The following is a 12,169-nucleotide window of genomic DNA, read 5'->3' on the forward strand; positions in this document are numbered from 1 at the left end:
CCCGCATTGAATCACAAACCCCTCACCAAAGGCGAGGGGTTTGTCAGCGGTCTGGGCGGTCCCGCGGGGCCGCCGTTTTTTTATGACGGGAAAGTTGCTGCTTCCGGAGCTGTTTCAATGCGGCGGCGCATGCCGGCGCTGCAAAAAAACAATACCAGGAAGAAAATTGGTTTCTGTTGACACGGGGCGCAAATAGGCTCCAATGTTCCTACCCCAAGCAAACTTTCGTAAAAGGCAGATTAATTTTACAGGTCGGATATTCTCCCTGGGGGGAGACCGGCAGGCTCTCAATGTGCTGGACGGCCCAACCATCTGCTCCAGGCTGAGAGAAACGCTAAAAGAAACCGGAATAGGAGAAAACAAGAAATGAAACGGACTATGCGTACAACCGCCATCCTGGCGGCTGGATTGGCGATGGGCCTTTCCGCCCAGGCCGCCACCGCCGTGGAAATACCCTGCAGCACCGCGCGCGTGATCGTGCCATGGGGTGCGGGCGGCGAGTCTGATATCCTGAAGCGCGTCGTGCTGGAAGGCTACAACCGCCTCGGCGGCAAGCCCGAACTGCAGGTCGTGACCATCACCGGCCAGGGCGGCATGAAGGGCTGGAAGGCGGCGATGGATGCGAAGCCGGATGGCTGCACCCTGTTTTCGATCCACGAGCATGTCCTGGCGACCAACCTTACGGGGCGGACCGAACACAGCTGGGACTCGCTGGTGCCTGTAATTTCGCTGACCAAGACCCCGTCGCTGATGGGCGCGTCGCCGAAGACGCCGTTCAGCAACTACAAGGAAATGGTGGAATGGACAAAGGCCAACCCGGGCAAGCTTCTTGCTGCCGGGACGCTCGGTTCGACCAGCCATTTTTCGTTGCTGCTGGTCCAGGATGCGCTTGGTCTCCCCGACATGAAGGTCGTGTCCTATGACGGTACTGCGGACCGGATGAAGGCGCTGCTTGCGGGCACGGTTCATTTCGCCCAGGTGTCGGAATCGACCGGCACGAAGCATGTGGAGTCAGGCGCGCTGAAGATCCTTGGGATCAATACACCCGAGCGGTCGCCACGGCTGCCGGATGTGCCGACCGCCACGGAACAGGGCTACCCGCTGGAAATCGCTTCAACCCGAGGCATCATGGTTCCGAAGGGCACGCCGCAAGAAGTCATCGATTACTACGGTGACATGTTCGAAAAGGCGACGCAGGACAAGAAGGTCGTCGAGACGGTCGAAAGGATGGGGAGCTATATGTTCGTCAAGCGTCAGGACGAATACATCAAGTGGTGGAAAGACACCAACGAGGAATGGACCCGCATCGCAAAGAAGGTGGGAGTGTACAGGCAGGGCAGCTAAATCTATCTGACCTGAAGCGTAATCGGCCCGTCCCGGAGATATCCGAGGCGGGCCGTTTTTGGTGGTTTCGTGCGACTATCGGCGTGAACCCGGAAGGGGAAGCCGAATTTGGGAGAGAATTTAGCAAATGCGCTCGCTGAACAGGGATGTCGTCATTGCGCTGGTGCTGCTTGCGGTCACCTGTGCCTATTTCTGGGAATCGTTCAACATCGTCGACCCCGGCTACGGCAGCATGGGGCCGAAGCTCTGGCCCCGGGTCATCCTGGTGCCGCTTTTCATCCTCTGCGTTGTCTATCTCATACAGTCGCTGCGGCGCGGCGCGGCGGAAAAGGGGGAACCGTTCAGCCTCGGCGCATGGTTTGTCAAATACCGCAACCCGATCTACTGTTTCGCCATATTCTTCGTGTTCCTGCTGGTGCTCGATTACCTCGGCATGCTGATCGCCGGCGTCCTGGTGACATTCGCGCTGCTGACGGCGATCGGCGAGCGGACGCCGCGGGCGCTCGCGATGCACGTTGTTATCTCGGTGGTTTCCGTCGGCGTCGTCTGGGCATTGTTCACTTACGTTCTTCGGGTCTACCTGCCCGAGGGCGAACTGATTCGCGTCTACTGACCCTTCGCGGCCTCAAAGGAACGCAAAAGAAATGTTAATAGAAAACATAGGCCTTGCCGCGGAGCAGGTCTTCCAGTTGCACAATCTGGGCCTGATGCTGATCGGCGTGTTCTTCGGAATCATCGCCGGCGCCATTCCCGGTTTCACGGTGACGATGGCGGTGGTGCTGTCGCTGCCCTTCACTTTCGGCATGCCGCCGGTCAACGGGCTGTCGACGATGCTGGGTATTTATGTCGGCGGTCTGTCGGGCGGCCTGATCTCGGGCATGCTGATGGGGATACCTGGTACGCCGGCCTCCATCGCAACCACCTTCGACGGCTTCCCGGCGGTGCGTCAGGGCAAGGCCGGGCTGGCGCTCGGGCTTGGCGTGTGGTCGTCGTTCTTCGGCGGTCTGATCGGCGCCGTGGTGCTGGCGACGCTGGCGCCCGGCATCGCGGTGATCGGGCTTGAGTTCGAGCCCTGGGCGCTGTTTTCGCTGATCATCTTCGCGCTGACCATCACGGCAAGCCTGGCCGGCGAAAACATGATCAAGGGGTTGATCGCGGGCTCGTTCGGGCTGCTGTTCGCGGCGCTGGGGGCGGAGGAAATCAACGCCATCGACCGGCTGCATTTCGGGTTTGAGGCATTGTCCGGCGGGTTCGCCTATCTGCCGGTGCTGATCGGCCTGTTCGCCTTCAGCCAGTTGCTCGGCGATATCGAGGATACGAAGGTGGCGCGGGCGCCGCTGATGGCCAAAGTGGACAGTGTCAGTATCAAGATCGAGCACTGGAACGCCATCAAGACCATCATGCGAAGCTGGCCCAACCTGTTGCGGTCGTCGGGGATCGGCGTGTTCGTCGGCGTGCTGCCGGCGGCGGGCAGTTCGATTTCCAACATCCTCGCCTACGATCAGGCGAAGAAGGCTTCCAAGCATCCGGAAACCTTCGGTACGGGCGACCTCGACGGCATCATCGCGCCGGAGGCGGCGAACAACGCCACGGCCGGCGGTGCGCTGACGACGATGATGGCGCTGGGCATTCCGGGATCGGCGCTGTGCGCGATCATGCTGGGGGCGCTGCTGATCCACAACGTTGTGCCGAGCCCGCTGTTCATCACCGAACAGCCGGTCCTGGCCTACGGCATCTTCACCGCGTTCTTCCTCGCGCATTTCATGATGATCGCGATGCAGACGGGGGCGCTGAAGGCGTTCCTGTATATCACGCGGGTGCCGATGTACACGATGGCGGCGGTGATCCTGGTGTACTGCGCGGTGGGGACCTTCGCGCTGAACAACAGCAGCTTCGACATGTGGACGCTGTTCTGGTTCGGCCTGCTGGGCTTCCTGATGAAGAAGTTCAACTTCCCGCTGGCGCCGGTGGTGCTGGGGGTGGTGCTGGGTGACCTTGCGGAACTGAACCTGAACCGGGCCTGGACGATCAGCGAGGATGTGTCACTGTTCTTCACCCAGCCCTGGTCGCTGTTCTTCGTCCTGCTGTCGGTGTTCTCGATCGCGTTCCCGTGGTACCAGAAGCATCGCGGCAAGCAGACCTGGACGCTGGGTTTCATGCCGGCGATGGTGATGATCCAGTCGATTCCCCTGTTCATGATGGGCAGTCCCGTTCGGATGGGTATCGGCTCGTTAATGGTGGCGCTCGGCCTGTGGATGCTGTGGCGGACGCATCAGAAAGGCTGGGCGCTCGACCCTGCCGACGGGATGCTCATCAAACCGAAGATCGAACCGGCCTGACCGGCGGATACCGGTATAAAACGAAACGGCGGTCCCGCGGGGCCGCCGTTTTTTTTATGTCAGTACGGTTGCGACGGAGATGTCAGCCTTTGCCGCGTTGTCCTCCGCCAAGGCACAGGGGCGACTCCAGGATTGCGCCGCCGCGCGCCGCCCATTCCTCGGGGGTCAGCGTCTGCATGGACAGCGCATGCACGCCGCCCTTCAGTTCCGCCTCCAGGATGCCATTGACCTGTTGGTGGCGGCGGACACGGGGCATGCCATCGAAGGTGCTGGCGACGACGACCAGCTTGAAATGGGATTCCGAACCTGGCGGCACGTTATGCATGTGGCTTTCGTTGATCACTTCCAGATGCGCGGGGGTCAGCGATGCGGCAATCTTCTGTGTGATGGTTTCCTGAATCGTCATGGCGGGTCTCTCCGGCGCGGGATGTCTACTTGATGAAGGCGGCCAGGTCCTTTCGAATCTGTGCCTCAAAGGTTCTGTCGAAGCGGTTCATTAATCGTTCGACGAGATCGAACCAGATTTTTTCGCGGTCTGCCAAGCTGGCGTCCTCGCCGACCGTCCGGCTCTGTCTTGCGCCGGCATTGGCGCGCGCCGAACGCTGGCTGTCCGGATCCGAAACCTCGATGGCAATTTCGACCTGCGCATCGTAACGCCATTCCTGATCCGTCGTGAAGGCGCCGGTAACGCCTTTCTTCAGCGGCAGACGTGTTTCCGTGGCGGTGGCCTCCCGAATGGTCACAACAGCGGTGCCGCGGGTTCCGGCGGCAACCAGTCGGTCGGCGATCCACCGTTCCGCCGCGACGATGGGCGGCGTCGGGAATTCATGGCCGATATTCGGGCCGTTTACCGGGGCAAGGTAGCGGGGCGCGTATTCGATGCGGGCAACGTCCAGCCGGATCGGCGGCAGATGGTTAAATGTGAGTTCCGGAAACTGCTTTTGCGCACCCGGCGTGCTACAGCCCGTCAGGGCAATCAGCGCTACGGCAAGGACGGCGAAGGTTCCGCGAAAAAGCATCGTTTCATGATCCGTTCGGCTGCCAGGGAGGGGAATATACGGAATATGCGGGCTTATACGCGGGGGTTCAAGATGGCAGGCATAGTTCACGCGTCTCGGGATCGAACACCCGTTCAGCATTACAGAACTGGCAGGTCACGACGATCCTGCCGTTGACCGTCATCTCTTCGACCTCCTCTTCCGTCAGCATCGCCACGACGGCCTTCATGCGTTCGGTGGAGCATTTGCATGCGAATTCCAGCGGCTTGTGCGGGAATACCCGGACCCCGTCTTCGTGAAACAGGCGGTACAGCAGCGCGTGCGCGTCGAGCGCCGCATTGCACAATTCGTCGTCTCGGCAACTGCCCATCAGCACCATCGCGGTGCGCCAGGCGTCCTCCATGCGTTCGCGTTCCGCCAGATCTTCGTCTTCCGGCAGGCGTTGCAGCAGCAGCGCGCCGCCGCGCCATGCGCCGGCAGCTGTGCGTTGACAGGCCAGCCGGACACCGGCGGCGAACTGGCTCGATTGCTGGAAATAATGATGCACGCAATCCGTCAGGGTGGCGCCCTGGATTTCGACGATGCCCTGATACTTCTCCATATCGAGCCCCTGGTCGACCGTGAACGCCATAATGCCGGCGCCCAGCAACCGCGCGATGGAGGGCGCGCCGTCCGGGATATCGCCCTTTATATCGGCGTATCCACGGATCGCGCCGTCGGTCGTAACGTCGGCGACCAGCATGCTCACCGGTCCGTCGCCGCGCGCCTGGAGACTGAAGGTGCCATCGAATTTCAGCCCGCCGGACAGCCCGGCAACCAACGCCATTGCTTCGCCCAGCAGGGCCGCCGCCGGGGCCGGATAGTCATGCGCCCGCAGCGCCGTATCCAGCGCCGGGCCAAGCCGGACCAGGCGCCCGTGCAGGCCGCTCGATTCAATGATGAACGGCTGGATGAGGTCGTCAGCCGGTACGTTCACGTTTACGACAGACACCAGGCGAGGATGCCTTTCTGGGCATGGAGGCGATTTTCGGCTTCGTCCCATATGACGGATTGCGGCCCGTCGATAACGCCTTCGGTCACCTCCTCGCCGCGATGGGCCGGCAGGCAGTGCATGAAGATCGCATCGTCGTTGGCGCGCGCCATCAGGCGCTCGTTCACCTGAAAGGCGCGCAGCATGTTGTGGCGCGATTCCGAGGCGGTATCGTTCATCGACACCCAGGTATCCGTGACGATGCAATTGGCTCCAGCCACCGCTTTTTCCGGATCGGCGGTGACCGTGACGCGGCCGCCCTCGGCCTTCGCCCAGGCCAGCGCTTCCGGGGCCGGCGAGAGTTCGGGCGGGCAGGCGAGGCGGAGTTCGAAATCGAACCGTACAGCCGCCTGGATCCAGCTGCGCGCGACATTGTTGCCGTCGCCGCTCCATGCGATGACCGCATCGCGGATCGCGCCGCGATGTTCCTCGAAGGTCATGACATCGGCCATCAACTGGCAGGGATGGGTCGTGTCGGTCAGCCCGTTGATAACGGGAACGGTCGCGTATTCCGCCATTTCCGCCAGTTTGTCCGGGGAGGTCGTGCGCATCATGATGATGTCGACAAAGCGCGACAATACCCGTGCGGTGTCCGCCACGGTCTCGCCATTGCCGATCTGCGTGTCGGCCTGCGTCAGCTGGATGGTTTCCCCGCCGAGTTGCCGCATGCCGACATCGAAGCTGACACGGGTGCGGGTTGAGGGCTTCTCGAAGACCATGGCGAGAAACTTGCCCTCAAGGGGCCGCATGTTCGACGCCGACCCGTCCTTGAAGGCCTTGCCGAGGGCGAACATCTCCCGCAGCGTGGCCTCGTCGAACGGGGCGAGGTCGAGAAAGTGGCGAAGTTCAGGCACCGCCGGAGCCCCAGTTCCTGCCGACGGAATCGACGACTTCCAGCGCCTCCGCAAAGTGGCTCTCTTCGGCGATCAGCGGCGGCAGGAAGCGCACGACGTTGTCGCCGGCCGGCACGGGCAGCAGCCCGGCGGCGTGGAACTTGCCGATAACCTCGCCCGCCGGCGCCTTGCACTTGATGCCGATCATCAACCCGGCGCCGCGAATGCTTTCATACACATTCGGATAGCGGCCGGTGACCTGCTTGAGGTCGTTCCAGAACTTGCGCGCCTTCCTGTCGACGCCGTCCATGAAACCGTCTTCCAGCATCACGTCGAGCACCGCATTCGCTGCCGCCGAGGCAAGCGGGTTGCCGCCGAAGGTGCTGCCATGGGTGCCGGGCGTCAGGCCCTTGGCCGCTTCTTCCGTGGCGACGATGGCGCCAATCGGGAAACCGCCGCCAAGACCCTTGGCCAGCGCCATGACATCCGGCGTGATCCCCGCCCACTGATGCGCGAACAGCTTGCCGGTCCGGCCCATGCCGGACTGCACCTCGTCCAGCAGCAGCAGGATGCCGAATTCGTCGGCGATCGTGCGCAACTCGCGCAGATAGTCGAGCGGCGCCGGGAATATGCCTGCTTCGCCCTGCACCGGTTCGAAGGCGATGCATGCCGTTTCCTCGGTGATCGCCGCCCGCAATGCGTTCAGGTTGCCAAAGGGCACCTGATCGAATCCATCGACCGGCTTGCCGAAACCTTCCAGATGCTTCGGATTCTTGGCCGCCGCGATAGTCGCCAGCGACCGCCCGTGGAAGGCGCCTTCGACGGTCAGCGTGCGCCAGCGCTTGGCGTCGCCCTTCTGGAAATGATAGCGCCGGCACAGCTTGATCGCTGCTTCCATTGCTTCCAGCCCGGAATTGCAGAAGAACACGGCATCGCCGAAACTGTTCGCCGCCAGCCGTTCGGCCAGCTTGACCTGGCCCGGAATGGTATAAAGGTTCGAACAATGCCACAGCGTCGCCACCTGCGCCTGCAGCGCCTTCACCAGATGGGGATGGCAATGGCCCAGCGAGGTCACCGCGATGCCGGTGCCGAAATCGAGGAATCGGCGGCCGTCCGTCGCGTATAGATAGGGACCTTCGCCCCGTTCAAACGCGAGGTCGTAACGACCATAGGTCGACATCACCGCTGCCATCGCTAGTCTCCTTAATTGCCTGAATTCAGGCGGCCAATTTCCGAAAGGCGCGGAGTATCGGCACTTGTCCCTATGCTGTCAACGGTCGGTTGTTTTAAATTTTCGAGCGTCAAGTGTTACGGCGCGCGGTCCTTTTCCCCGCCATGTGTCCGGTATAGGGTTCACACCGTGACCTGGGCGATGGACAGACAGGGATAAAGCGATGGCGGAAACGATTGTGCAGCGGCTGGCCAGGCTGGGCATTGAACTGCCGGAACCGGCCGTGACGAAGGCCGCCAATATCGAAACGGTGCTGATCCACCGCGGCAGCCTTCGGGTTTCCGGGCAGTTGCCGGTCTGGAACGGCGAGATACGCTACCGGGGCAGGGCAGGCGCGGAACGGACACTGGACGAAGCCACGGCGGCGGCGCGTCTGTCGGCGCTGAACGTGCTGGCGCAGGCGCGGCGGGCGCTGGACGGCGACCTGGGGCGGATCGAACGGGTCCTGAACCTGCGGGGGTTCGTTGCCGTGGCGGACGGCTTCACCGAAGTCGCGCAGGCGGTCAACGGCGCGTCGAACCTGATGATCGAGGCGTTTGGCGATGCGGGGCGCCATACCCGCACCGCCGTCGGCGTTTCGGCGATGCCGCACAATGTCACGGTCGAGATCGAGGCGCTTTTCGCCCTGCGAGATTAAGGAGCCACACCGCCCGTCAATTATCTGTCCCGTTGCGGCGCGCGGCGCTATCGATAAGCGGGACTCCACAAGAATATCAGAGCGAGAACAGCAATGTTATACATTATATATCAGGAAGACCGGCCCGGCGCGGCGGAACTGCGCGCAACGCTGCGCCCGGCGCATTTCGAATACCTGGACGCGCACGAGGATATCCTGGTGCTGGGCGGCGCCATGCTGGCCGATGACGGCAAGACCCGCACCGGCAGCGTCCTGATCATCAATGTGGACAGCCGCGAGGCGGCGGACCGTTTCTCGGAGAACGAACCCTTCCGCAAGGGCGGGTTGTTCAAGCGGGTCACCGTTTCCCATATGCGCCGCGGCCAGTGGAACCCGGAGGCCGCGCCGAAAACGGCGGAAGGGAACTAAATCAGATGGCGGATTAATTGGACCGCCCCTGACGATTCAACAGGTATATGAATCCTTTTTATCTTATTGAAGATACAATATTTTTAATGGAATGTGCCACCTTAAGCAGGGGCCGCACCCAGGAATATCGGCATGCTCCATGCCTCCCTATAACCGGTGCCGCGGTTTCTGCGCACTTCAATTGTTTCTGGGATCCGGGCCGCTAATTTTTCCGGTCTCGCCGATATGGTGCGGATCGGACCGGTTGGTTCAATTGTCGCAGGCGCCGTGGGGTCCGATTTGCCGGTTTCCGGCACGTTATCGGGTACCCCTGCTGGAAATATGTTTGCCCGGCATGCGAGGTGTTCAGTTGTTGACCAATCGATTTTCCACGGTGGAATTATGGTCCCTTCCGCCATTTTACGGTACATCTCATATCCGCTGCCGCGTGAATAATGGATGCGGCTATTCCGGCAAAATTCGTTGGGCGGTATAGGAATACCATTTAGTATGCCGTCGACGACAAGAAACGCTTTTTGGGCATTGGCCGAATCAGGTCGTTTCTCGACTTTTCTCAGAACCTGCACGCGATCGCTGGATTCCTTCAGGAAATACCGGTAAGTCAAGGATATGAGTTCGGATGACGTCGTTCCGATCTCGCGGAGATTTATCCCGAAAGTCTTTATGGAAACTTCAGTCAGTTTCCAGAGGGTATCCCAAAAACTGGTCCGGAAATAACTTCCCTGCTGAACGTAGGATCGAAGCTTCTGCATATAATTGCGCGCAACGCTGATCCTGCCGGCTTCATCGCATTCGCGTGCCCATCCCAGCGTCAGGTCCAGGCCCGGAAAAACCCCGGATAGTTCCCGGGAAAGTTCCGAAAGGAAAGCGCCAAAAGTAATGCTGTGATGGGCAAAATAGAAGTTGTAATAATATCGCAACTCACTTTCGAGTGGCATTCCCCGGGTGGCAGGTTTTCCGTCAACCGTCATGCGAAACGAATCGTTGATTTTTCGAGTTATTCCCGCGCACACTGCGGCGGGCATCCTGAAAGTTGTCTCGGGAAAAAGCACCTTGTTACCCCCCCTTACTAGCAGTTTTCCACCTGATAACGTTATACGTGGAATTGAATCCCGCCCTTGTAGACTATCTTGTTGATAGCCATCTGTTATCCATACGGCCTGTTATCCGTATGAGAGACCCTTCAATCTTTCATAATCCTTCACAGATCAAAAGAAAGTGACAATAAAACGTCAAAAAAGTGTCAATAGGCCGGGGTCCCAAGCTCGCGTGACTGGCCTTCGATATTTTTAGCCGCGGCAACGCGACATTGTCTGGCGGGAGCGCCACGACTTGCACAAACCCGTGCGATCGCGAATGATTGGCCCGAGGTTAAACGCTTTGTCGGGAGGCTGGGTATGCCATATGTGACGAATACAGGATTGACGGTGCGGCCGCTGTCGAACGCGCTGGGCGCGGAGATTAGCGGAATCGACATTACCGGGGCGGTTTCCGACGCGCAGATCGATGCGATCCGGTCGATCTGGAACCAGTACCACATCATCCTGTTTCGCGGCGTCGACTGGACGCCGGCGCAGCAGGTTGCGTTTTCCAGCCGTTTCGGCAGCCTGGATCCGCATGACGCGACGCCGTTTTCGCGGCACAGCGAACAGCATGAAGTCATGGTCATTACCAACAGGGAACGGGACGGCAAGCCATCCGATACCCGCAATACCGGCCGGAACTGGCATTCGGACTATGCCTATACGGGGCGGCCGGCCGCGGCGTCGATGCTGTATTGCCTGGAAATGCCCGAAGTAGGCGGCAACACCATGTTCTGCAATATGGCGCGCGCCTATGACGAGTTGTCGGACAAGATGAAGCAGGTCGTCGAGGGGTTGCACTCGGTCTATGATTTCAGTCTGGTCGCGGGGCTTGCCGAACGCACGCCGGAATATGTCAAGGAACAGTTGCGCCTCAACCCGCCGATCGCGCATCCGGCGGTTCGGGTTCATCCGGACAGCGGCGTGAAGGCGCTGTATGTCAGCGAGCGGGTATCGCATTTCGATGGCATGACGCGGGCGGAAAGCCTGCCGCTGATTAAATATTTCTGCGATCATGCGACCCGGCCGGAAAACGTCTACCGTCATTCCTGGCTGCCGGGCGATTTCATCGGCTGGGACAACCGGACCACGATGCATGTCGCGCTGGCGGATTTCGATCCGAAGCAACCGCGCCACATGACGCGGACGACCGTCCAGGGCGAAACATCCGGCTATCTGGTACCGGGAATCCTCGGCGCCGCCTAGACCGGATCATGGCTTGCTGAAATCGCCTGTGGCGCCTGCCGCCAAGTCAAGCCCGTGAACGGCTAAGAAAGAACGCCGGAAATCACCCGGCAGGGAAGGAAAGAATATGGAATATCGCAAACTGGGGAATTCGTCGCTAACCGTGTCGCCGATCTGTTTCGGCGGCAATGTATTCGGCTGGACGGCGGATGAGGCGACCTCGTTCAAACTGCTGGACGCCTGCGTCGATGCCGGTCTGAACTTCATCGACACGGCGGATGTGTATTCGCGCTGGGTCGACGGCAACAGCGGCGGTGAATCCGAAACCATTATCGGCAAATGGCTGGCAAGCCGTGGCGGGCGCGACAGGATCGTCCTCGCCACCAAGCTCGGCATGGATATGGGCGACGGCAAGGTCGGCCTGTCGGCCAAATACATTGCGCAGGCGGTGGACGCCTCCCTGCGCCGGCTGAAAACCGATTACATCGACCTCTACCAGTCACACAAGGACGACCCGGACACGCCGGTCGAGGAGACGCTGGGCGCCTATGCGAAACTGGTCGAGCAGGGCAAGGTGCGCGAAATCGGCGCGTCCAATTTCAGCCCGGCCCGGCTCAAGGCGTCGCTGGATGCCAGCACGCGCGACGGGCTGCCGCGCTATCAGAGCCTGCAGCCGCTCTACAGCCTGGTCGAACGCGACACGTTCGAAGGGGAACTTGAAGCGCTGTGCCTGAAGGAAAATGTCGGCGTCATCGGCTTCTATTCGCTGGCCAGCGGGTTCCTCACCGGCAAGTACCGCTCGACCGAGGATATGAAGGGCCGGGTCCGGGCGCCCCGGGTTGAAAAATACATCAACGAGAAGGGTTTCCGCGTCCTTGAGGCGCTGGATGCGGTGGCCGCCAAACACAAGGCCAAACCGGGACAGGTTGCGCTGGCCTGGCTGATCGCGCGGCCGAGCGTTACCGCGCCAATCGCCAGCGCCACCAATATGGACCAGTTTGCGGAGTTGGTGGGCGCCGCGACCGTGACGCTGGACAAGGCCGACATCGACCAGATCGACGCGGCAAGCAAGCCGTAAGACC

The 12,169-nt window shown here is 60.8% G+C and carries 14 protein-coding genes; 8 read left to right on the top strand and 6 right to left on the bottom strand.

The window, feature by feature from the left end; genetic code table 11:
• From WD767_02635 to WD767_02650, 4 genes are all read left to right on the top strand, one after another.
• Positions 1–180, top strand: a 180-nt coding sequence (locus WD767_02635; protein ID MEX2614969.1) for a hypothetical protein, incomplete at its 5' end; no start/stop codon positions are given.
• Between the two features lie 198 nt (positions 181–378).
• Complete coding sequence (locus tag WD767_02640) at positions 379–1,344, top strand: tripartite tricarboxylate transporter substrate binding protein (protein ID MEX2614970.1); 966 nt, start codon at positions 379–381, stop codon at positions 1,342–1,344.
• 127 nt (positions 1,345–1,471) lie between these two features.
• The gene (locus WD767_02645) at positions 1,472–1,957 is read left to right on the top strand and encodes a tripartite tricarboxylate transporter TctB family protein (GenBank protein ID MEX2614971.1); all 486 of its coding nucleotides are present in this window, start codon (positions 1,472–1,474) and stop codon (positions 1,955–1,957) included.
• Between the two features lie 31 nt (positions 1,958–1,988).
• Positions 1,989–3,683, top strand: a complete 1,695-nt coding sequence (locus tag WD767_02650; GenBank protein MEX2614972.1) for a tripartite tricarboxylate transporter permease — start codon at positions 1,989–1,991, stop codon at positions 3,681–3,683.
• Between the two features lie 82 nt (positions 3,684–3,765).
• On the opposite strand, the gene WD767_02655 is transcribed toward WD767_02650, so the two are convergent.
• The 5 genes from WD767_02655 to WD767_02675 form a co-directional block, all read right to left on the bottom strand.
• Positions 3,766–4,089 (bottom strand): BolA/IbaG family iron-sulfur metabolism protein, encoded by a 324-nt coding sequence (locus WD767_02655; GenBank protein ID MEX2614973.1) that lies wholly within the window; start codon positions 4,087–4,089, stop codon positions 3,766–3,768.
• 25 nt (positions 4,090–4,114) lie between these two features.
• Complete coding sequence (locus WD767_02660; GenBank protein ID MEX2614974.1) at positions 4,115–4,702, bottom strand: hypothetical protein; 588 nt, start codon at positions 4,700–4,702, stop codon at positions 4,115–4,117.
• Between the two features lie 67 nt (positions 4,703–4,769).
• Entirely contained in the window at positions 4,770–5,672 is a 903-nt protein-coding gene (locus WD767_02665) for an Hsp33 family molecular chaperone HslO (protein ID MEX2614975.1), read from the bottom strand.
• On the bottom strand, positions 5,660–6,565 hold the full coding sequence (argF, locus tag WD767_02670; protein MEX2614976.1) for an ornithine carbamoyltransferase: 906 nt from the start codon (positions 6,563–6,565) through the stop codon (positions 5,660–5,662). Before argF ends, WD767_02665 begins: the two co-directional genes overlap by 13 nt.
• The gene (locus tag WD767_02675) at positions 6,558–7,736 is read right to left on the bottom strand and encodes an aspartate aminotransferase family protein (protein MEX2614977.1); all 1,179 of its coding nucleotides are present in this window, start codon (positions 7,734–7,736) and stop codon (positions 6,558–6,560) included. Before WD767_02675 ends, argF begins: the two co-directional genes overlap by 8 nt.
• Before the next feature lie 202 nt (positions 7,737–7,938).
• Between WD767_02675 and WD767_02680 the strand changes: the two genes are divergently transcribed.
• Both WD767_02680 and WD767_02685 read left to right on the top strand, forming a co-directional pair.
• Positions 7,939–8,412: a RidA family protein gene (locus WD767_02680; protein ID MEX2614978.1), complete on the top strand. Its 474-nt coding sequence runs from the start codon at positions 7,939–7,941 to the stop codon at positions 8,410–8,412.
• Between the two features lie 93 nt (positions 8,413–8,505).
• Positions 8,506–8,820, top strand: a complete 315-nt coding sequence (locus WD767_02685; protein MEX2614979.1) for a YciI family protein — start codon at positions 8,506–8,508, stop codon at positions 8,818–8,820.
• Positions 8,821–8,921: 101 nt separating this feature from the next.
• On the opposite strand, the gene WD767_02690 is transcribed toward WD767_02685, so the two are convergent.
• The gene (locus WD767_02690) at positions 8,922–9,791 is read right to left on the bottom strand and encodes a hypothetical protein (protein ID MEX2614980.1); all 870 of its coding nucleotides are present in this window, start codon (positions 9,789–9,791) and stop codon (positions 8,922–8,924) included.
• A gap of 426 nt (positions 9,792–10,217) precedes the next feature.
• Between WD767_02690 and WD767_02695 the strand changes: the two genes are divergently transcribed.
• Complete coding sequence (locus tag WD767_02695) at positions 10,218–11,108, top strand: TauD/TfdA family dioxygenase (protein MEX2614981.1); 891 nt, start codon at positions 10,218–10,220, stop codon at positions 11,106–11,108.
• Positions 11,109–11,214: 106 nt separating this feature from the next.
• Complete coding sequence (locus WD767_02700; protein ID MEX2614982.1) at positions 11,215–12,165, top strand: aldo/keto reductase; 951 nt, start codon at positions 11,215–11,217, stop codon at positions 12,163–12,165.
• The last annotated feature ends 4 nt before the right edge of the window (positions 12,166–12,169 follow it).

Source organism: Alphaproteobacteria bacterium (assembly GCA_040905865.1).
Classification (GTDB): Bacteria; Pseudomonadota; Alphaproteobacteria; order UBA8366.